The sequence below is a fragment of the Micromonospora sp. NPDC005205 genome (genome assembly GCF_040608275.1).
Taxonomy (GTDB): Bacteria; Actinomycetota; Actinomycetes; order Mycobacteriales; family Micromonosporaceae; genus Micromonospora.
The window spans coordinates 44,825-64,533 of record NZ_JBEXHV010000004.1 but is presented as its reverse complement, the minus strand read 5'-3'; the positions used below and the strand labels follow the sequence as shown (position 1 = coordinate 64,533).

19 protein-coding genes are annotated in these 19,709 nt (G+C 70.7%); 15 read left to right on the top strand and 4 right to left on the bottom strand.

All coding sequences use genetic code 11. The features are described 5' to 3' along the window. The first annotated feature begins 43 nt into the window (after positions 1-43). The 6 genes from ABZU43_RS10065 to ABZU43_RS10040 all read left to right on the top strand — a co-directional run bounded on the left by ABZU43_RS10065 (position 44) and on the right by ABZU43_RS10040 (position 7,397). Positions 44-1,900 (top strand): dynamin family protein, encoded by a 1,857-nt coding sequence (locus tag ABZU43_RS10065; RefSeq protein ID WP_355006462.1) that lies wholly within the window; start codon positions 44-46, stop codon positions 1,898-1,900. Beyond that, on the top strand, positions 1,897-3,357 hold the full coding sequence (locus ABZU43_RS10060) for a hypothetical protein (protein ID WP_355006153.1): 1,461 nt from the start codon (positions 1,897-1,899) through the stop codon (positions 3,355-3,357). The genes ABZU43_RS10065 and ABZU43_RS10060 overlap by 4 nt, the downstream gene beginning before the upstream one ends. Before the next feature lie 138 nt (positions 3,358-3,495). Then, a complete protein-coding gene (locus ABZU43_RS10055) occupies positions 3,496-4,518 on the top strand; it encodes an ABC transporter substrate-binding protein (protein WP_355006152.1) in 1,023 nt (340 codons plus the stop codon). Positions 4,519-4,549: 31 nt separating this feature from the next. Continuing rightward, complete coding sequence (locus ABZU43_RS10050) at positions 4,550-5,557, top strand: iron chelate uptake ABC transporter family permease subunit (protein ID WP_355006151.1); 1,008 nt, start codon at positions 4,550-4,552, stop codon at positions 5,555-5,557. Positions 5,558-5,562: 5 nt separating this feature from the next. Next, positions 5,563-6,627 (top strand): iron chelate uptake ABC transporter family permease subunit, encoded by a 1,065-nt coding sequence (locus tag ABZU43_RS10045; RefSeq protein WP_355006150.1) that lies wholly within the window; start codon positions 5,563-5,565, stop codon positions 6,625-6,627. Then, on the top strand, positions 6,624-7,397 hold the full coding sequence (locus ABZU43_RS10040; RefSeq protein ID WP_355006149.1) for an ABC transporter ATP-binding protein: 774 nt from the start codon (positions 6,624-6,626) through the stop codon (positions 7,395-7,397). The genes ABZU43_RS10045 and ABZU43_RS10040 overlap by 4 nt, the downstream gene beginning before the upstream one ends. 63 nt (positions 7,398-7,460) lie before the next feature. Here ABZU43_RS10040 and ABZU43_RS10035 read toward each other — a convergent pair whose 3' ends face one another. Both ABZU43_RS10035 and ABZU43_RS10030 read right to left on the bottom strand, forming a co-directional pair. Beyond that, positions 7,461-7,751 carry a DUF1540 domain-containing protein gene (locus ABZU43_RS10035; protein ID WP_112678265.1) on the bottom strand — a complete coding sequence of 97 codons (291 nt, stop codon included), beginning with the start codon at positions 7,749-7,751 and terminating at the stop codon, positions 7,461-7,463. A gap of 126 nt (positions 7,752-7,877) precedes the next feature. Next, positions 7,878-8,618 (bottom strand): DUF2470 domain-containing protein, encoded by a 741-nt coding sequence (locus ABZU43_RS10030; protein ID WP_355006148.1) that lies wholly within the window; start codon positions 8,616-8,618, stop codon positions 7,878-7,880. A gap of 41 nt (positions 8,619-8,659) precedes the next feature. Here ABZU43_RS10030 and rpsD point away from each other — a divergent pair, with 41 nt between their 5' ends. The 4 genes from rpsD to ABZU43_RS10010 all read left to right on the top strand — a co-directional run bounded on the left by rpsD (position 8,660) and on the right by ABZU43_RS10010 (position 14,995). Beyond that, a complete protein-coding gene (gene rpsD / locus ABZU43_RS10025) occupies positions 8,660-9,268 on the top strand; it encodes a 30S ribosomal protein S4 (RefSeq protein ID WP_355006147.1) in 609 nt (202 codons plus the stop codon). Positions 9,269-9,523: 255 nt separating this feature from the next. Further along, the gene (locus tag ABZU43_RS10020) at positions 9,524-13,477 is read left to right on the top strand and encodes a ThuA domain-containing protein (protein ID WP_355006146.1); all 3,954 of its coding nucleotides are present in this window, start codon (positions 9,524-9,526) and stop codon (positions 13,475-13,477) included. Positions 13,478-13,571: 94 nt separating this feature from the next. Then, on the top strand, positions 13,572-13,919 hold the full coding sequence (locus ABZU43_RS10015) for a PadR family transcriptional regulator (protein WP_355006145.1): 348 nt from the start codon (positions 13,572-13,574) through the stop codon (positions 13,917-13,919). Then, on the top strand, positions 13,916-14,995 hold the full coding sequence (locus tag ABZU43_RS10010; protein ID WP_355006144.1) for a hypothetical protein: 1,080 nt from the start codon (positions 13,916-13,918) through the stop codon (positions 14,993-14,995). Before ABZU43_RS10015 ends, ABZU43_RS10010 begins: the two co-directional genes overlap by 4 nt. Positions 14,996-15,008: 13 nt before the next feature. Here the strand turns inward: ABZU43_RS10010 and ABZU43_RS10005 are convergent, their stop codons facing one another. Next, positions 15,009-15,365 carry a hypothetical protein gene (locus tag ABZU43_RS10005; RefSeq protein ID WP_355006143.1) on the bottom strand — a complete coding sequence of 119 codons (357 nt, stop codon included), beginning with the start codon at positions 15,363-15,365 and terminating at the stop codon, positions 15,009-15,011. 56 nt (positions 15,366-15,421) lie between these two features. Between ABZU43_RS10005 and ABZU43_RS10000 the strand changes: the two genes are divergently transcribed. Continuing rightward, positions 15,422-15,874, top strand: coding sequence for a MarR family transcriptional regulator (locus ABZU43_RS10000; protein WP_355006142.1), 453 nt, complete (start codon positions 15,422-15,424; stop codon positions 15,872-15,874). 35 nt (positions 15,875-15,909) lie between these two features. Here the strand turns inward: ABZU43_RS10000 and ABZU43_RS09995 are convergent, their stop codons facing one another. Next, positions 15,910-16,383, bottom strand: coding sequence for a septum formation initiator (locus ABZU43_RS09995; RefSeq protein WP_355006141.1), 474 nt, complete (start codon positions 16,381-16,383; stop codon positions 15,910-15,912). A 102-nt stretch (positions 16,384-16,485) separates the two neighbouring features. Between ABZU43_RS09995 and ABZU43_RS09990 the strand changes: the two genes are divergently transcribed. From ABZU43_RS09990 to ABZU43_RS09975, 4 genes are all read left to right on the top strand, one after another. Continuing rightward, entirely contained in the window at positions 16,486-17,181 is a 696-nt protein-coding gene (locus tag ABZU43_RS09990) for a response regulator transcription factor (protein WP_355006140.1), read from the top strand. Beyond that, on the top strand, positions 17,178-18,473 hold the full coding sequence (locus tag ABZU43_RS09985; RefSeq protein ID WP_355006139.1) for a HAMP domain-containing sensor histidine kinase: 1,296 nt from the start codon (positions 17,178-17,180) through the stop codon (positions 18,471-18,473). Before ABZU43_RS09990 ends, ABZU43_RS09985 begins: the two co-directional genes overlap by 4 nt. A gap of 28 nt (positions 18,474-18,501) precedes the next feature. Continuing rightward, entirely contained in the window at positions 18,502-19,056 is a 555-nt protein-coding gene (locus tag ABZU43_RS09980) for a DUF5872 domain-containing protein (RefSeq protein WP_355006138.1), read from the top strand. A 106-nt stretch (positions 19,057-19,162) separates the two neighbouring features. After that, positions 19,163-19,690, top strand: a complete 528-nt coding sequence (locus ABZU43_RS09975; protein WP_355006137.1) for a PepSY domain-containing protein — start codon at positions 19,163-19,165, stop codon at positions 19,688-19,690. The last annotated feature ends 19 nt before the right edge of the window (positions 19,691-19,709 follow it).

Sequence of the window (19,709 nt, the reverse complement as noted above, 5' to 3'; positions counted from 1 at the left end):
CCCTCTTGATAATTGAGCCGAAATCCGCACACTTGGTGCGGTGATGGCCGGGATCTGGTTGGACGTGCTGGACGAAATCGCCCGCACGTGCAGTGCACACGGTCGCGGTGACCTCCTTCAGACGGTGCGGCAGAAGCGCGCGCAACTGCTGGACCCGACGCTGCGTGTCCTGGTCATCGGCGAGCCGAACCAGGGCAAGAGTCAGCTGATCAACGCGATCATCAACGCTCCGGTCTGCCCGGTCGGCGACGGCCGGACGACAGTCCTGCCGACCGTGGTGCGGCACGCCGGGGCCCCCACCGCGGCGGTGGCGCAGGCGCCACCATCAGCTCCGGGGCACCCCACCGGCGCCGCCGACACGGTGGCCGTCGAGCGGACCCCGGTGGCGCTCAACCAGGTCGCGGCGGGCGTGGCCGGCCTGGTCGGTCGTCGGCCGGGCGGCGGCCCGGCGTACGTCGAGATCGGAGTGCCCCGTGCGCTGCTCGGTGCCGGATTGGTGCTGGTGGACACCCCCGGCACCGACGAGGTCGCCGGCATCGGCGCCGCCGCTTCGGTCGCCGCGCCGGCCCGCGCGGACACCGTGCTGCTGGTCTCCGACTCCACTCGGGAGTTGTCGGTCGCTGAGCTGAACATGCTGCTGCACATCACGCGTTCGCATCCGAACGTGGTGGTGGTGCAGAGCAAGACCGATCTGGTGGCGGACTGGCGGACTGTCGCCGAGCGCAACCGGCAGCACCTGGCCGAGGCGAGGGTTCCGGCGACGCTGATCCCGGTTTCGGCGGCGCTGCGACTGCGCGCGGCCGCCGCCGACGACCGTGGGCTCAACGCCGAGTCGGGCTTTCCCGCGTTGATCGCCCGACTGCAAGGTGACCTGGCCGGTAAGGCCGATCACCTGGCCCGGGCGGCGGTGCAGACGGTGGCCCGGACGGTGGTGGAGCAGTTGGCCGCGCCGCTGCGCGCCGAGTTGGCGACCCAGGAGGCCGAGGAGCAGTCCGGGCCGATCTCCCGGCTGCACGCGGCGCAGCGCGAGGTCGACGAGTTGCGCCGGTGCTCCACCCGGTGGCAGAACACGCTGACCGACGAGATCACCGACCTGCTCGCCGACCTTGAGTACGACCTGCGTGACCGGACCAGACAGATCCTGCGCGCGGTGGACGAGGCGTTCGACACGGCGGACCCGTTGGTCGCCTGGGACACCTTCCAGGACTGGTTGGAGCGGAGCCTGGTGGAGGCGGCGGAGGCGAACCACGAGTGGCTGATCCAGCGCTGTGACTGGATCGCCCGGCGGGTGGCCGCCAACTTCGACAGGTACGGCTACGACGTGCTGCCGCCCTGGTCGATGACGATGCCGGACGACATCGGCGAGCGACTGCCCGACCTGCAACGGCCGACGATCGACAGGTTCACCACCGGTCAGAAGCTGTTCACCGGCATGAAGGGCTCGTACGGCGGCATGCTGATGTTCGGTCTGGCGACCACCCTGGCCGGCATGCCGATGATCAATCCGGTTTCGGTCGGCATCGGGGCGCTCTTCGGCGGCAAGAGCATCCGTGACGAGAGCAAGCAGTTGCTCCGTCGGCGGCAGGCGACGGTCAAGACGGCCATCCAGCGGCATGTCGACGATTTCTTCGTCCGGATCATCCGAGACTGCCGCGACGCCGCCCGGCAGGTGCAGCGGATGCTGCGGGACCACTTCACGGGGCTGACCGAGGAGCTGCAGGAGGCCATCGTGCAGTCGTTCCGCAGCGCGAAGCAGGAGGCCGACACCGATGCCTCGGTGCGCGAGCAGCGGCAGCGCGAGATCCGGCTGAAGATGACCAGGTTGGCGGCGGTGTACGAGCAGGCTCAGCAGTTGACCGGCGCCCGTTCCGCCCCGCTGCTGTTGGAGCCGCAGGCATGACTGTGGGAGTGCGCCTGGACGAGGCGGCGTGGGGGTTGCTGCACCAGGCCATCGAGCTGTACCAGGACAATCCCCGGGCCGTCGCCGAGCTTCGGCAACAGGTGGCCCGGTTGGAGCAGCCGCTGCGGATCGCCATCGTCGGCCCGTGGCGATCGGGTAAGTCGACGGTGCTCAACGCGTTGATGGGCGAGGAGGTCGCGCCGGTCGAGCGGGCGGACGGGGCCTTCACCTGGTACGAGGACGGTGCCGCGCCACGTGCCACCGCCTACCCGGTCGGGCAGCCACCGCAGGAGTTGGCAGTGGTGAAGTCGGCGACCGGGCTGCGGGTGGATCTGGGCTGGGGCGCGGGGGAGGTGCGGGACATCGTCGTGCGGTGGCCGACGCGGGCGCTGCGGCAGATCACGCTGATCGACACTCCGGCGGTCGCCGGTGGCGCCGAGCAGGGCCGGACGCCGGTGTTGGAGCGGGTGTTGCACGACTCGGACGCGGTGCTGTACCTGACCCGCGACGGTCGCGACAGCGACCTGCGGGTGCTGGAGTCCGCACGGGACAGTGCCGTCGGGCAGTCCGCTCCGGTCAACGTGATCATGGTGCTGTCCCGCGCCGACGAGACCGGTGGCGGCCGGATCGACGGCCTGCTCACGGCCCGACAGCTCGCTCGCCGGCACTATCGCGACCCGAGGGTGAACGCGCTCAGCGTCAACGTCGTGGCGTGCAGCGGCATGATCGGCCTGGCCGGCCGGTTGCTCGGTGAGACCGATTTCGCCGCGCTCGCGACAGTGGCTCAGGTGCCCCGGGCAGAGCTGGACGCCCACCTCATCTCCGCCGACCGCTTCCTCCGCGGCGAGCTGCCGGTACGGCTGGACACCGAGGTGCGCGCCGCGCTGCTGGGCCGGTTCGGGATCTTCGGTGTCCGGCTGGCGGCCACGCTGGTGCGCAGCGGGTTCGACAGCCGGGTGAAGCTCTCCGCCGAGTTGATTCGGCGGAGTGGTCTCACCGAGCTGCGTGAGTCGGTGACGCGGTCCTTCATCGATCGCCGCGACGCCCTCAAGGCGCGGTCCGCGCTGGCCGCGGTGGAGGCGCTGCTGCGGGCCGAGCCGACTCGGGGCTCCGCCGAGCTGGTCGGCGCGGTGGAGCAGATCCTCGCCGGCGCGCACGAGTTCCGGGAGCTGCGCCTGCTGGTGGCGCTGCGGAACACCCGGCTGGGGTTCGACGCGGAGCTGGCCGCCGAGGCGCAACGGCTGGTCGGCGGCGACGGGGTGGGCCTCGCGGCTCGGCTCGGTGTCGAGCATGAGGCCGACGTGCGGCACCTCTGGGAGGTCGCGGCCGAGGCGCAGTGGCGGTGGCGGGACCGGGCGGAGGATTCTCTGCTGCCGCTGGCGCAGCGCCGCGGCGCTCAGGTCGTCGTCCGCAGTTGCGAGGGGATGATCGCCGAGCTGGCTGCGGGCGGGCGCTGAGCACTCGCCGTCCGGTGGCGGGGCGTCTTTCGAGGTGGGGGGCACCCCGGCATTAGCCAAAACAAAAAGTGTTGGTTAGCCTAACCTAACTTTCGGGCCGGCTGGCTCGCTTGTCTTCGAAAGATCGGGAACCTCACCATGCAATCCTGGCGTCCGATCCTGGCCGTCGCGGCGCTGAGCGCCGTGCTCGGCGGGCTCACCGCTTGTGGCAACGACACGGGCGCCGGTGACTCCGCCGCCGCTGCCACTCCCTCCGGCCCCTGGTCTTTCAACGACGGCTCGGGCACTGTCGTCAAGGCAGACAAGACGCCCACCCGGATCATCGCGCACGCCGGCGAGGCCGCGGCGCTCATGTCCTTCGGCATCAAACCGGTCGGCGTCTACGCCGACGAGTCGGTCAAGACCGACCCCAACCTGAAGAACCTCGACCTCACCGGCATCCAGATCCTCGGCGAGGAGTGGGGCAAGATCGACGTGGAGAAGGCCGCCGCCCTGCGCCCGGACCTGATCGTCGGCGACTGGTGGCCGGCCGAGAAGGCACACAGCGGCATGGAGGAGGGCGTCGACGAGAAGAGCAAGAAGCTCGCCGAACTGGCCCCCATCGTCGGTGTCGCGCAGGGCAAGTCGATCGTCGCGCTGGCCGAGGGGTACGAGGACCTCGCCGAGAGCCTCGGCGCGGACGTGGCCAGCCCGCAGATTGCGGCGAACAAGAAGCGCTTCGAGGACGCGGTGACCGCGTTCAAGGCGGCCACCTCGGCCAAGCCGGACCTGACGGTCGCGGCGATGTCGCCCTCGACCGAGAAGGTCTACGTCGCGAACCCCGAGTACGCGCCCGAACTGCTGGACCTGCAGACCTGGGGTCTGAAGGTGATCAACCCGGCCAGCCCGGACCCGGCCTTCCCGTACTGGGAGAACCTCAGCTGGGAGAACGCCGACAAGTACCAGCCGGACCTGATCCTCTGGGACGGCCGATCCTTCACGCCCACCGCCAACGCCGAGTGGAGCACGAAGCAGCCGACCTGGTCCAAGATCAAGGCGGCCAAGGTCGGTGCCACCGTCTCCTGGCCGGCGTTCTGGCTGCACACGTACGGGGACTTCGCGACCGAGCTGGACAAGCTGACCCAGGCGGTCAAGGCCGCTGATCAGAATGTCGGCAACTAACCAGATCGGGACGCGCACCTCGACGGGAGGCGTGCGGCGAGCCTCTGCCCTCGGGCCGGGGCTCGCCGTCCTCTGTGCGGTCCTCGCCCTCGTCGGCTTCCTCAGCGTGACCCTGGGCTCGCGTTCGATCGGGCTCGCCGAGGTGCTGCACGCCCTGTTCAGCCTCGACAGCGACGGGCCGATCAGCAGCACCGTCACGCTGGAGATGCGCGTACCCCGCACTCTGCTCGGCATCCTGGTCGGCGCGGCGCTCGGGGCGGCCGGGGCGATCCTTCAGGGCGTCACCCGCAACCCGCTGGCGGACGCGGGGATCCTGGGCATCAACTCCGGTGCCGCCGCGTTCGTGGTCCTGGCCATCACGGTGCTCGGGGTACGCGGCGTCGGTGTCTACGTCTGGTTCGCCTTCGCCGGCGCGATCGCGGCGCTGGCACTCGTGTACGCGGTCGCCTCGCTCGGCCGCGAGGGCGCCACCCCGGTGAAGCTGGCCCTGGCCGGCGCGGCGGTCACCGCCGGCTTGACCTCGGTGACCAGCGGGATCGTGATGACGAACGTGGACGCCCTCAACGAGCTGCGGTTCTGGCAGGTGGGATCCCTCGCCGGTCGGTACACCCCGATCCTGACCGGGGTCGCGCCGTTCCTGCTGATCGGCCTCGTCGCGTCGCTGGGCCTCGGGCGGGCCATCAACGGCCTCGCGCTCGGCGAGGACGTCGCGCGTGGCCTCGGCCAGAACGTGACCCGTACCCGCGCGGTCGCCTTCGCCGTGGTCGCGATCCTGGCCGGCGCAGCCACCGCGGCCTGCGGGCCGATCGTCTTCGTCGGGCTCGTCGTGCCGCACCTGGCGCGGTTCATCTGCGGCCCCGACTACCGCTGGATCCTGCCGTACTCGATGGTGCTGGCGCCCATCGTCCTGCTCCTCGCCGACGTGCTCGGCCGGGTGGCCGCCGCCCCTGACGAGGTTCAGGTCGGCGTGATCCTCGGGCTGATCGGCGCGCCAGCGTTCATCGCTATCGTGCGCTACGGCCGGCTGTCGGAGGTGTGAGCATGGTGACGACAACGACAGGCCTGCGCTCTGCCCCGTCCGGTACGGCGGCGGCACTGCGCGCCAACCGGAGGCGTCGAGCCGGCCGGTCCATCATGGTGACCTGCGCCCTGACCGTGACGGTCATCGCCCTCTTCGTGCTCACCATGATGGTGGGCAGCTTCCGCCTCGGCGCCGCGGAGGTCATCGCGTCGGTCCTGCACCTGTCCGACAACCCCAGCGTCGACTTCGTCGTGCGTGGCCTGCGACTGCCGACCGCGGCCGCCGCCCTGACCGTCGGACTCGCCCTCGGCGCGTCCGGGACGATCTTCCAACAGTTGCTGCGCAACCCCCTGGCGTCGCCGGACTTCGTGGGCATCACCTCGGGGGCGGGGCTGGCTGCCGTCACCGGGATCGTGCTCCTCCAGGCCGGTGGGCTCGTCGTCAGCGGGCTCGCCCTCGGTGGCGCTGTCGCCGCCGCAGTGGCGATGTACCTGCTGGCCTGGCGCGACGGCGTCAGCGGCTACCGCTTCATCCTCATCGGCATCGGGGTGGCGGTCTTCTTCGAGGGCGTTATCGGCTACGTGCTCAGCCGGGCACAGCTCTTCGAGGCCCGTCAGGCCATGCACTGGCTGGTCGGGTCGGTCGGTCAGGCCAGCACCACGGAGCTGTGGGTGCTCACCGGTGCCCTGATCGTCCTGCTGCCGGTGGCCACGCTGCTGCAACGGCCACTGAGCGCCCTCGCGCTCGGTGACGACGCCGCCCGGATGCTCGGTGTCCGGGCCGAGCTCAGCCGGGCCGGGCTGCTCGGCACCGCCGTCGTGCTGGTGGCCCTGGCGGTGGCGGTGGCCGGCCCGATCGCCTTCGTCGCCCTGGTGGCCGGGCCGATCGCCAACCGACTCCTCGGCCCGGCGGGCCAGGGCGTCCTGCCCGCCGCCCTGGTCGGTGCCGCGCTGCTGCTCAGCGCCGACCTCGTCGCCGTGCACCTGCTGCCCACACCGTTGCCCACCGGCGTGGTGACCGGTGCGGTCGGCGCGCCCTACCTGCTGTGGCTGCTGGCCACCACCAACCGACAAGGAGCGGGTGGATGACCCGACTACGCGCCGAGGGTCTCACTCTCGGCTACGACGACCGGACCATCGTCGACCACCTCGACGTCGCCGTGCTCGACGGCAAGGTCACCGCGATCGTCGGCGCCAACGCCTGCGGCAAGTCCACTCTGCTCCGCGGCCTGGCCCGACTGCTGGCACCGCGCGACGGTGCCGTCTTTCTCGACGACAAGCCCCTGGCCGACCTGCGCAACGTCGACGTGGCCAAGGTGCTCGGGCTGCTCCCGCAGACTCCCGTCGCGCCCGATGGCATCACCGTCGCCGACCTGGTGGCCCGTGGCCGCTACCCCCACCAGGGTTGGTTCCGACGGTTCAGTGGCGACGACCACGACGCCGTGGCCCGGGCCCTCGACGCCACCGGCACCGCGGATCTGATCGAGCGTCCGATCCGGGAGTTGTCCGGTGGCCAACGCCAGCGGGTCTGGGTCGCCATGGCCCTGGCGCAGGAGACCGACCTGCTGCTGCTCGACGAACCCACCACCTACCTGGACATCAACCACCAGGTCGAGCTGCTGCGGCTGCTGCGGAAGCTGAACGCGGAGTCCGGCAAGACCATCGTCATCGTCATGCACGACCTCAACCTCGCCTGCCGGTACTGCGACCATCTCATCGCGATGTCCGGCGGCGCGATCGTCGCCGAGGGAGCGCCGGTCGACGTGGTCACCGGTTACCTCGTCGAGCAGGTCTTCGGTCTCAGCTGCCTCGTCGTACCCGACCCGATCGCCGGCACGCCGATGGTCGTCCCCGCGTAGCCGGCATCGGACGCGGATGAGGGACGGCGGTCGCGGCCGTCCCTCACTCGCGTCGCGCCGGGATCAGCGCGGTTCGTACGTCTGACAGTCCGCGATGTCCTGACCCGGACCCACCCGGATGGACGGTGCGTGGCACTCCAGCTCGGCGTTGTGCTGGCAGTCGTCCCGCTTGCAGGCGCCGACCTGGGCGATGACGCGGTCCAGCCCGCCCTTCGCCGAGGTGTCGATGAACGTGGCGCAGCTGGCGTTCTGTTGCCCGATGGTGATGGCGAACGCGTGGCAGCCGTCGTGGTTGTAGCCGCAGTCGGTGACAGTGCACTCGTGTACCCGCGGCATCTCCAGCATGTCGGTCATGGCGATCTCGCTTCCGTCGGTGGTGCCGGGTCACCGTCATACCCGGCTTCGACGGGACAATTCCCTATCTTTTGGGATGTTTTGTGTAGGCCAGCCTTGCCTAACCGCTGACGAGGGCGGCGATCGTCAGCGGGCGTGCCGGGCGTGCCGGGCGCGGCAGCCGCGCGAGTGCCGAAGCAGTTCCTCGATCCGCGCGCCGAGTTCGGCCGGATGCCGCAGTGGCGCCCGGAAGTTCAGCCGGACGTCCCGGTCACCAGTGCTCAGCTCCAGCCGGAGTACGACACCGTGGCGGTCCAGGCGTACTGGCCGGACCCGGCGAACGCCCTGAAGGTGGCGGGCGGGTATCAGTCGGCTCAGTCCCTCGACGGTGTGTGGGTGGTGGTGGTCGAGGTGACACAACAGATCAGCCTCGACTGCGGCCAGCGGGTCGGGTTGGGCGATCGCGAACTCGTCCGCGTCGATGCATGTGGTGCGGCCGTCGACGGTCAGCTCGGCGGCGGCGAGGTCGAGGACCGTCACCAGCTCCTGATCGCTCCCGGTCATGACGGCCTCGGTCGCCAACCAACCGCTGAGCGTGGCGTGCCCGCGCACCCGGTCGCGGACCGGGGTGGGCGCCAGGTCGGTCATCTCGACCATCGCGACGGTCTCTCGCTGGTGCGCGAGGTGATCGGCCAGGTGGCAGCCGACCGGCAGGTCGATCCGCAGCCGACCGTCGCTCGTCACGACGTGCCGTCCGACGACGTACGCCTCGACGCCCGGGATGTGCAGGGTGAGGGAGTCGGCGGCGACGAGCATCGATCGGATTCGGACACCTGCGTCGTCCGTGGAGTCCGCCGTGCTGGTCGAGGGCTTGCTCAAGGCGATCATCTCCTAATAAGGTTAGCCTTACCTTACTTGAAAGGCGAAGCATGAATCAGACCCGTCCCAAGGTCAAGCGCTCTCGCGCCCTGGGCATCGCACTGACCCCGAAGTGCGTGCGCTACTTCGAACGCCGTCCGTTCCCGCCCGGGCAGCACGGCCGTGCCCGACGCACCACCAGCGACTACAAGGTCCGGCTGTTGGAGAAGCAGCGGCTCAAGGCGCAGTACGACCTGCACGAGGGGCAGCTCCGGCGCGCGTTCGACCGGGCCGTGCGCCGGCCCGGCAAGACCGGCGAGGAGTTGATCGTCGAGCTGGAGAGTCGGCTGGACGCGCTGGTGCTGCGAGCCGGTTTTGCCCGCACCATCTACCAGGCCCGCCAGGTCGTCACCCATCAGCACGTCACTGTGAACGGCCGTCGCCTGGACCGGCCGTCCGCGCGGCTGCAACCCGGTGACGTCATCGAGGTGGCGGAACGCAGTCGGGGCAAGGCGCCGTTCGTCGTGGCGGCGGCTGGGGCGCATGCCCCGGAACGTCACGCCCCCTACCTTGAGGTGAGCCTGCCCGGCCTGACCGCTCGGCTGACCCGGCTCCCGCTCCGCTCGGAGGTTCCGGTGGTCTGCGACGAGCAACTCGTCGTCGAGTACTACTCACGCTGACCGAGGAGAGGGAAGGGCCCTGAGTGCGGGCATCTGCGCCGGGGCCCTCCGCGGATGATCGTGGCCCGAAAACCGTTATTCGATCTCACTTCACACGGTCGTCCCCTGACCTGCGGAGATAACGCTCTCACGGATGCTGGGAGAGTGCTTGACGCGCCCGTGATCCGACCGCAACGATGCATTCACATGTCTCGTCCCACCACCGCCTGGCGTGATCGGCGCACGCCGTCCCCCGCACCGCGAAAGGACCCCACTGTGCGCAGATCCCTGAGATCGTGGCTCGGCCTCGCGCTGAGCGCGATCCTCGTGGCGGGCGGCATCGTCGCCTCGCCACCCACTGCCAGTGCCGCACCGTTCACCGTGCTGGTCTTCAGCAAGACCGCCGGGTTCCGGCACGGATCCATCACCCCGGGCATCGCCGCGATCCAGCAACTCGGTGCGGCAAACGGCTTCACCGTCGAGGCCACCGAGGACGCCGCCCAGTTCACCGACGCCAACCTGGACCGGTTCGCCGCGGTGATCTGGCTGTCCACCACCGGTGACGTTCTCAACGCCGCCCAGCAGGCCGCGTTCGAGCGCTACATCACCGGCGGCGGTGGGTACGTCGGCGTGCACTCCGCCTCCGACACCGAGTACGACTGGCAGTGGTACGGGGGACTGGTCGGAGCGTACTTCGCCTCGCACCCGGCCGAGCAGAACGTCACGGTCAAGGTCGCCGACCAGGTGCACCCGTCCACAGCGGGGCTGCCGCAGCGGTGGAGCCGGTTCGACGAGTTGTACAACTACCGGACCAACCCCCGGGGCAACGCGCACGTGCTGGCCACCCTGGACGAGACCACCTACACCGGCGGCAGCATGGGCGCCGACCACCCGATCTCCTGGTGCCAGAACTACTCCGGCGGTCGAGCCTGGTACACCGGCCTGGGGCACACCGACGCGTCGTACACCGAGGCGAACTTCCGTCAGCACCTGCTCGGCGGCATCCGGACGGCCGCCGGCGCGGTCGACGCCGACTGTGGTCCCACCGTCACCAGCAGCTTCCAGCAGGTGGAGCTGGCCAAGGGCGCGGCCGAGACCGGTGAGCCGATGAGTCTCACCGTCCTGCCGGACCGGGGCGTGCTGCACACCTCCCGCAACGGCGTGATCCGGCACACCGACGCCGCCGGCAACACCAAGATCGCCGCCACCCTGCCGGTCTACACCGGCGACGAGGAGGGTTTGCAGGGCATCAAGGCCGACCCTAACTTCGCCACCAACCGCTGGGTGTACGCGTACTTCGCCCCACCACTGAGCACCCCTGGCGGTGGTGCGCCCGCCGAGGGCACGCCGGCCCAATTCGCCGTCTGGGAGGGTGTCAACCGGTTGGCCCGGTTCACCGTCAATGCGGACAACACCATCAACCTGGCCAGCGAGACGTTGATCCTCAACGTGCCGACCAGCCGGGGCATGTGCTGCCACGTCGGCGGCGACATGGACTTCGACGCGGCCGGCAACCTCTACCTGTCCACAGGCGACGACACCAACCCGTTCGACTCGGCCGGCTTCACCCCGATCGACGAGCGGGCGGGTCGTAACCCGGCGTTCGACGCGCAGCGCACCTCGGCGAACAGCAACGACCTGCGCGGCAAGGTCCTCCGGATCAAGCCGAGCGCGGCCGGCGGCTACACCATCCCGGCCGGCAACATGTTCGCCCCGGGCACCGCGCGGACCCGTCCGGAGGTCTACGCGATGGGCTTCCGCAACCCGTTCCGGATGAGCGTGGACAAGGCCACCGGCATCGTCTACCTCGGTGACTACGGCCCCGACGCGGGCACCGCCGACCCGAACCGGGGGCCGGCGGGCAACGTCGAGTTCGCCCGGATCGACAGGCCCGGCTTCTACGGCTGGCCGTACTGCACCGCCCGCAACGACGCCTACAACGACTACACCTTCCCGTCCGGGCCGTCCGGGGCGAAGTTCAACTGCGCCGGTGGGCCGGTGAACAACTCGCCAAACAACACCGGCATCACCCAGCTGCCGCCGGCCGTTCCGGCCTGGTTGCCGTACGGCGGCTCCGGCTCGCCGCCGGAGTTCACCGGCGGTGGCCTCTCGCCGATGGGCGGGCCGGTCTACCGGTACGACCGCAACAACACCTCGCCCGTGGCGTTCCCCGAGTACTACGACGGGACCTACTTCGCCGGTGAGTTCGGTCGCCGCTGGATCAAGAACATCAAGCTCGACGCGTCCGGCCAACCGCTGAAGATCAACCCGTTCCCGTGGACCGGCACCCAGGTCATGGACATGGAGTTCGGCCCGGACGGCGCGCTCTACGTGCTGGACTACGGTACCGGCTGGTTCAACGGCGACGCCAACTCGGCGCTCTACCGCATCGAGTACGCCCGCGAGGGCAGAGCACCCATCGCCAGGGCCTCGGCCACCCCGACCAGTGGCACCGCGCCGCTGACAGTGGCCTTCTCCTCGGCCGGCACCCTCGACCCGGACGGGGACCCGTTCACCTACGCCTGGGACTTCGACAACAACGGCACCACCGACTCGACCGCGGCGAACCCGAGCTTCACGTACACCACGAATGGAACCCGAAGCCCGACGCTGACGGTCCGGGACACCACCGGAAAGACAGCCACCGCGAGCGTGGTCGTCACTGTCGGCAACAGCGCCCCGGTGGTCACCGTCAACACCCCGTTGAATGGGCAGACCTTCACCTTCGGGGACGCGGTGCCGTTCTCCGTGACGGTCACCGACGCCCAGGACGGCGCGATCAACTGCGCCCGGGTGAAGGTGAACTACGTCCTCGGCCACGACTCGCACGGCCACCAGCTCGGCAGCGTGCAGGGCTGCACCGGGGTCATCCAGACCTCGAAGGACGGCGAGCACGACGCGGCGGCGAACATCTTCGGCATCATCGACGCCGAGTACACCGACCTGGGTGGAGGCGGCCAGCCGGCGCTGACCACGCACACCCAGGCCGTCCTGCAACCTCGGGTACGCCAGGCCGAGCACTTCGGTGACTCGTCCGGCATCCAGATCGTCGCCGGGGCAGCGGGCAACGGCGGCGCGGCGGTCGGCTACGTCGACAACAACGACTGGATCTCGTTCCGCCCGTACAACCTGACCGGCGTCCAGTCGTTCAGTGCCCGGGTCGGCGCACCGGCCGGTGGCGGCGGCACGCTGGAGTTGCGGGTCGACTCGCCCACCGGCCCGTTGGTCGGTTCGGCCACCGTCACCTCCACCGGCGGGTACGCCAACTTCGCCACGGTCACCGGTGGGGTCACCGCCCCGACCGGCACCCGGACCCTGTTCCTGGTCTTCAAGGGCGCCGGCCCGTACTTCGACATCGACGAGTTCACGCTCTCGACCAGCCCCGGCGGTCCCGGACCGGATCCGGACCCGGACCCGGACCCGGATCCCGAGCCGGGCACCAACCTGGCCCGGGGCAAGCCGGCGCGCGCGTCCAGCTTCGAGGGCGCGTTCACCGCGGCGAACGCCTTCGACGGCGTGGCCGGGACCCGGTGGGGCAGCGCCTTCGGAGACCCACAGTGGATCGACGTGGACCTCGGCGCCACGTACGCCATCAACCGGGTCAGGCTGACCTGGGAGGCGGCGTACGGCAGTGGCTACCAGATCCAGACCTCGCCGGACGGGGTCACCTTCACCACGATCCGTACGGTGACCGGCGGTGACGGCGGGGTGGACGACCTGACCGGGCTCAGCGGCTCCGGCCGGTACATCCGGCTCCTCGGCACCACCCGGGGGACCGCCTGGGGCTACTCGCTGTTCGAGTTCGAGGTGTACGGCGGCGGCGGTGGAACCGGTCCGCCCGGCGGCAACCTGCTGCTGAACAAGCCGACGTCGACGTCCAGCAACGAGGGGGCCGACGTGTCCGGCGCCCAGGCGGTCGACGGCAGCCTCACCACCCGCTGGTCGAGCACGTTCTCGGACCCGCAGTGGATCCGTGTCGACCTCGGCAGCCCCACCGCCATCGGTCGGGTCAAGCTGAGCTGGGAGGCGGCGTACAGCAGTGCGTACCAGATCCAGACGTCGATTGACGGCACCACCTGGACCACGGTGAAGACGGTGACCGGGGCCGACGGCGGCGTGGACGAGCACACCGCCCTCGGCGCCAACGGCCGTTACCTGCGGATCCTTGGCACGGCCCGGGGCACCGGTTATGGCCACTCGCTCTGGGAGTTGGAGGCCTACGCCAGCTGAACCACCACCGGTGACGTGGCCGGCACGGGGATCCGTGCCGGCCGCGTCTGTTCACGGCCTTGCATATACCGTCCATCGGTATATGCTCCCTGGCATGGCTGAGGCTCCACTGCGGGAACCGACGTTCCTGGTGCTCACCGCGCTGGCGGAGGCGCCCATGCATGGGTACGCCGTCATCGAGGACGTGCTGCGCATCTCCGACGGCCGGGTGCGCCTGCGCGCCGGCACCCTCTACGCCGCCCTCGACCGACTCCGCGCCGACGGCCTCATCGAGGTCGAGCGCGAGGAGGTGGTGCAGTCCCGACTGCGCCGCTACTACCGCCTCACCGCGTTGGGCGCGCGGCGGCTCAGCGAAGAGGCGGCCCGCCTGCGACACAACGCGGACGCCGCTCGGGTGCGGCTGCGCCGCGGCGGCCTACTGACCGGCGGGGGTGCGGCGTGAGCGGCGACGAGCTGGAGCGCGGTTACCGGCGACTGCTGGCCGTCTATCCCTGGGAACACCGGCGGGTGTACGAGGACGAGATGCTGGCCGTGCTCCTCGCTGGTGCGCGACCGGGTCAGCGGCGACCTGACGCCGCCGACGTGCGGAATCTGGTCGGTGCCGGCCTGCGGGCGCGGCTGCGGGTGGGCGCACGGGGGTTCACCGAGCCGAGCTGGGCCGACGCGGCGACGGTGACCGGCCTGCTGATCGGGGTCGTCCTGCTGGCCCTCGCCGCGAAGGGACTGCTCAACCAGCTCGTCCGTGCGCCAGGCCTGCCGCCCGGGTTCGCGCCGAGCGGCCCGGATCTCGTCGACTGGCTGCGCGTCGCCGGCTGGGCGGGCGTCTGCGCCGCGGTGCTGATCGGGTGGCGTTGGCTCGCCGCCGGTCTGGCCTGGGCCGGCGTGCTCGGCTGGGGTGCGCTCGTCGCCCCGCAGACCGGTGACAACCCGACGTACGTGGTGGACATGCTCCCGCAGCTCGCCCTCGCCGTGGTGGGTGCCGTCGCGCTCACCGTGCCGGCGCCGCGTCGCCGGGCGATCGCGCTGCTGGGCGTACGCCGACTGCTGGCACTGGTGCTCGCGCCAACCGCGATGGTCGCGCTGTTGGTGGCGAACCGGGTGGGCAGTCCCACTTTCGACTTCTCTGCCGATGGGGCGTCCTACCAGGTCTTGTACAGCCTTGAGGCGAGCAGTGAGCTGGTCCTCTGGCTCTACGTCGCGGGCCTGGCGGCCGCCGCGTCGGCCATGGTGATCGCGGTGGTCACGCTCCCTGCGGAGGTACGCCGACGGATCGTCGTCATGCTCCTGCCCGTGGCGGCCCTCGCCCTGGTGATCGACAGCGCCCTGGCCGGGTGGGTCACCTCGACGATGAACATGGGGCACGCCATCCCCCTGGTGCCGGCGCAGTGGGCGATGCTGGTGCTGGTCGCGCCGGTGACCTTCCTGGCCGGGGCGTTGCTCGTGCGACGTCGGGAGGAGACCCTGCGCATGGTCGCCCTCGGCCGCAACGCGGACCGTGAGCAGCCGATGGGTGAGTGAGGCGGAGGGCTGCTCATCCGACTGCGGGTCTGCTGTCACCGTCGCGGAAAACCGCTCGGCTGAGATAGTGCCGGGACTGCAGATCGAAGCTTTCGAGCAGATCACTGGCAGCGGGCGGGACAACGGAGGTTGACGGCTCGCCGCCGGTGAAGGCCGCCACCGCAGCGAAGTCGGTGAAAGTCATCGCGGTGAGAAATTCGCTGCCCCTGGCGGGATCCAGCTCCTGCGGGGAACGACGCAGAACCCGAAGCTCCTGTAGCCCAGCCACGCCCCGGGCGAGGATCGCGGGCGCGATGTCCTGCGTCAACAACCGCTCGTAAGCGTCAGCGAGAGCGGGCTGCGTCCATCCGCTCCACAGTCGAAGAATCATGACAGCATGCTGTCATTGCAGTAGTAGGGTGTCAATCTTCCGGTAAGGTCCAGCCGGTGGAGGAACGCAAGCAGGACCGGGTCGACGCCTACCGTCTGCTGATGGCCGACGTGTACGAACTGGCAGGCGAGTCCCGGCGCTCAAGCGAGGATCTCGCCCAAGAAGAGGGACAGACCGCCGCCCGATGGCACGTGATGAGCGTGCTCTCCGACGGCTCCCGCACCGTCGCGAGTGCGGCACGCAGACTCGGCCTCGCTCGGCAGAGCGTGCAGCGGGTGGTCGACGACCTGGCCCACGCCGGGATGGTGGAGTTGCACGACAACCCCGATCACCGCCGAGCGCCACTCGTGACACTCACGGAAGCGGGGCGCGTCACGCTCAGCAAGCTCGTGAAGCGCTCGGACGCTGACCGCCGCGATGCCGTGGACCGAGCCGGCCTCAGCCGTAACGATCTTGATAATGCTCGCGCGACACTGCGGAGGTTGGTGGATGCCCTGCGGAGCCGGTGAATCGGCCGACATCCACCTCGATCGCCCGCGGGTTGTCAGTCGTCGGCGACGGACACCGGCTCCGAGCCGATGCAGCGCACCTTCAACTCGTACTCCCGATTCGCCCCCTGGAACGTGACCTCGACGTCGTCGTCCGGGCCCCGGTCCACGTCGCGGACCCGGTAGCCCTGCGCGGGCGCCCAGGAGACGAGGCGTACGCCGCCGACGCCGCACTCGGCGACGGCAGTGCCGCCGTCGGTGGCGAACCCCCGGCGGGCCCCGGAGCTGGCGCTCGGCGCGGCGCTCGTCGTGCCCGGCGGGGCCAAGGCGGTGCCTGTCGTGCCCGGTCCGGCCGTGGGCACCGGCTCTGGTGAGGCGAGCGCCCGCTCGATGTCGGCCTCGCTGCGCACCCCACCCGGGGTGCCGGTGAGACTCTCGCCCACCAACCGGATCGCGCCCAGGCCGATCACTGTGGCGATGGCGGCGGTCGCCACCCACCCGGTGGCGACGAGGATCGAACGACGGCCCATCCCCTGACTATCCCCGATCCGGCCTTGTCGTTCGCACATCCGAACGCTAAGGCGTGGTTAACGTACGCCGCACCGACGACGGCAGCGGTTAGCCTGCCAGCTGTGGCCCGCCTGTTGCTCATCGAGGACGACCTGACGATCCGTACCCCACTGATCCGGGCCCTGCGCGAACGCGGCCACGCGGTCGCGGCGGCCTCGACCGCGATGGCCGGGCTCCGCGACGCGCTGGAGGATCGACCCGACCTCGTCGTGCTCGACCTGGGCCTGCCCGACCTGGACGGCCGCGAGCTGCTGCGGATGTTGCGCGCGGTCAGCGCGGTGCCCGTCATCGTGGCCACCGCGCGCGACGACGAGACCGAGATCGTCCGGGTGCTCGACTCGGGCGCCGACGACTACGTGGTCAAACCGTTCACCGCGGCGCAGCTCGACGCCCGCGTCCGGGCGGTGCTGCGGCGGGGCCCTTCCGGCACCGAAGGGCAGGTCCCGGCGCTGGTCGTCGGTGGGCTCCGCGTCGACCCCCGGGCGCGGCAGGTGACCCTGGACGGGGTCGCGGTCGAGCTGACGCCCCGTGAGTTCGATCTGCTGCACCACCTCGCCGGCCGGCCGGGCCAGGTGGTCACCAAACGTGAGCTGCTCACGGAGGTGTGGCAGATCCCGTACGGCGGCGCCGACAAGACCGTCGACGTGCACCTGTCCTGGTTGCGCCGCAAGTTGGGGGAGAACGCCCAACAGCCTCGCTACCTGCACACGGTGCGTGGTGTCGGGGTGCGTCTGGAAGCCCCGGCGGCGCAGCCGTGAGGGCGCGTCTCGCGCTGCTGGTCGCCGCGGTCAGCGTCCTCACCCTCATCGCGTTCCTCGTGCCGTTGGCGTTGCTGGTACGCACCGTCGCCGAGGACCGGGCCACCGTGCGGGCCACCGCCGACGCGCAGAGCCTGGTGCCGGTGGTCGGCACCGCCGACGCGGCGACCATCCGGCTCACCGTCGAGCAACTCGCCGCGGAGTCAGGTCGACCGGTGAGCGTCTTCCTGCCCGACGGCACGGTGCTCGGCGCCCAGACACCGCGTACGCCAGCGGTGGCCCTCGCCGCGCGCGGACAGAGCCTCACCGGTGAGTCGGCGGCCGGCCGGGAGGTGGTCATCGCCGTGCAGGGCCGGACGGACGGCACCGGGGTGATCCGGATCGCGGTGCCGCAGCACGAGCTGACCGCCGGGGTCACCCGGGCCTGGCTGGTGCTGGCGCTGCTCGGCGTGATCCTCGTGCTGATCGGGCTGCTGGTCGCCGATCGGCTGGCGCGCACCCTGGTCCGGCCGATCAGCGACCTCTCGGCCGTCTCACACCGGCTGGCCAACGCCGAGCTGGACGCCCGCGTCACGCCGGCCGGCCCGCCCGAACTGCGCGAGGTGGCCGGTGCGCTCAACCATCTCGCCACCCGGATCCAGGTGCTCCTGGTGCAGGAGCGCGAACAGGTCGCCGACCTGTCCCACCAGCTGCGTACGCCACTGACCGCGTTGCGGCTGGAGGCGGAGTCGTTGCGTGACCCGGACGACGCCGCCCGGATCACCGCCGCCGCCGACGGGCTCGAACGCGCTGTCACCGGGCTGATCCGGCAGGCCCGGTGGCGGCACGCACCGGCGCAACCGGCCTCCTCGGACGCGGCGGCGATCGTCGCCGACCGGGTCGCGTTCTGGTCGGTCCTGGCCGAGGACACCGGCCGGGCCGTCACCCTCGACCTGACGCCCGGCCCTCTCCCCGTCGGTGTGGCCGCCGACAACCTGACGGCGGCCGTGGACGCCCTGCTCGGCAACGTCTTCGCGCACACCCCCGACGGGACGCCGTTCACCGTCCGGCTCGTCCGTGAGGCGGGGGAGGCGGGCGAGGTGGTCCTCACCGTCGCCGACGAGGGGCCGGGCATGCCCGCCGGGGCGATCCGGCGGGGCGCCAGCGCGGCCGGGTCCACCGGCCTCGGCCTGGACATCGCCCGGCGTGCCGCGCAGGCCACCGGCGGTCGTCTGGAGTTGCGGGCCGGGCCGCACGGCGGCGCGCAGGTGCTGCTCCGGCTCGGAGCGTCGACGTCGCCGCCGGACGCATAGGCCCGGCGGTGCCGGGTAGCTGCCAGTCATGGCGCGGTATACGAAACCCGAGCTCAGAGAGCAGATCAAGGAAGAGATCCAGGCCTCCGACAAGGGCGGCAAGCCGGGGCAGTGGTCGGCGCGCAAGTCGCAGCTGGTCACGCAGGAGTACAAGCGGCGCGGCGGCGGATTCCTGGGTCAAAAGGACGAACGGCAGAAGGCGCTCCAGCGCTGGGGCAACGAGAAGTGGCAGACGAAAGAGGGCGACGCCCGGGCGCGCAAGGACGGAACGACGAGCCGCTACCTGCCCAAGAAGGCATGGGACGAGATGTCGGAGAGCCAGAAGCGGGCGACCGACACGAAGAAGCGGGAAGCCTCTCGAACGGGCAAGCAGTACGTCGCAAACACCGGGCCGGCCAAACGGGCGCGTCGGGACGCCACAACGGCCGGCCGGATGACGGAGATGTCGGTCGCGGAGGCGGCCAAGCTGGTCCGTGGCCTCGACACCAGACAGCTCAAGACCGCGCTGCGTAACGAGCGCGCCAGCAAGGACCGCAAGACGCTCGTCCAGCGGCTGGAAGCCGAACTCAACCGGCGCGGCTGACCCGGCCCTTGACCGCCTTAACCCGGCCTTAGCGTCCGGACAGCGCGGTGCTATCCCGATCTGGCCGATCCTCGGAGTCGACAACCGAGGAAAGGTGGACACCACTATGAAGCGCACCAATCTGCTTCTGGCGTCGGTCGGCGGGTCGGCGGTGCTGGCGGTGGCCGGGGTCGCGCTCGGCGTCAACGCCGCGAACGACTCGCGGACCGGCGGCACGGCACTCGCCGCGGCAACCGTCGCGCCGACCGCCACCGACGCGCCGGCAATCACCGGTACGCCGTCAGTCGGCACCCCATCGGGTACGCCGTCGAGCGCAACACCGTCCGGTACGCCGTCGACCGGCAGCGCGCCCGCGGGTAGCGCGGTCGATGAGAAGCGCGCCGGTGAGATCGCGCTCGCCAAGGCCGGTGGCGGTCAGATCGTCGAGGTCGAAGCCGAGAAGGAGAACGGCCGACCGGTGTGGAGCGTCGAGATCGTCGCTGGCGACACCGAGCACGAGGTGGACGTCGACCGGGACAACGGCTCGGTGGTCAAGGCCGAGCAGGAGCCGGTCGACGACGACAACGACGCTGACGACAACGACGCTGACGACAACGACAACGACGACGACGACGACGACAACGACGACGACTGAGCGCGGTCGCCGCTCACCC

Bases quoted from the DNA above. Each gene is read 5' to 3' on its own strand.
- ABZU43_RS09995 (WP_355006141.1), bottom strand. From the start codon at position 16,383: ATGGGCCGTCGTTCGATCCTCGTCGCCACCGGGTGGGTGGCGACCGCC.
- ABZU43_RS10005 (WP_355006143.1), bottom strand. From the start codon at position 15,365: ATGATTCTTCGACTGTGGAGCGGATGGACGCAGCCCGCTCTCGCTGAC.
- ABZU43_RS10040 (WP_355006149.1), top strand. From the start codon at position 6,624: ATGACCCGACTACGCGCCGAGGGTCTCACTCTCGGCTACGACGACCGG.
- ABZU43_RS09975 (WP_355006137.1), top strand. From the start codon at position 19,163: ATGAAGCGCACCAATCTGCTTCTGGCGTCGGTCGGCGGGTCGGCGGTG.
- ABZU43_RS10055 (WP_355006152.1), top strand. From the start codon at position 3,496: ATGCAATCCTGGCGTCCGATCCTGGCCGTCGCGGCGCTGAGCGCCGTG.
- ABZU43_RS10060 (WP_355006153.1), top strand. From the start codon at position 1,897: ATGACTGTGGGAGTGCGCCTGGACGAGGCGGCGTGGGGGTTGCTGCAC.
- ABZU43_RS10065 (WP_355006462.1), top strand. From the start codon at position 44: ATGGCCGGGATCTGGTTGGACGTGCTGGACGAAATCGCCCGCACGTGC.
- rpsD (WP_355006147.1), top strand. From the start codon at position 8,660: ATGAATCAGACCCGTCCCAAGGTCAAGCGCTCTCGCGCCCTGGGCATC.
- ABZU43_RS10030 (WP_355006148.1), bottom strand. From the start codon at position 8,618: ATGATCGCCTTGAGCAAGCCCTCGACCAGCACGGCGGACTCCACGGAC.
- ABZU43_RS09980 (WP_355006138.1), top strand. From the start codon at position 18,502: ATGGCGCGGTATACGAAACCCGAGCTCAGAGAGCAGATCAAGGAAGAG.
- ABZU43_RS10035 (WP_112678265.1), bottom strand. From the start codon at position 7,751: ATGACCGACATGCTGGAGATGCCGCGGGTACACGAGTGCACTGTCACC.
- ABZU43_RS10015 (WP_355006145.1), top strand. From the start codon at position 13,572: ATGGCTGAGGCTCCACTGCGGGAACCGACGTTCCTGGTGCTCACCGCG.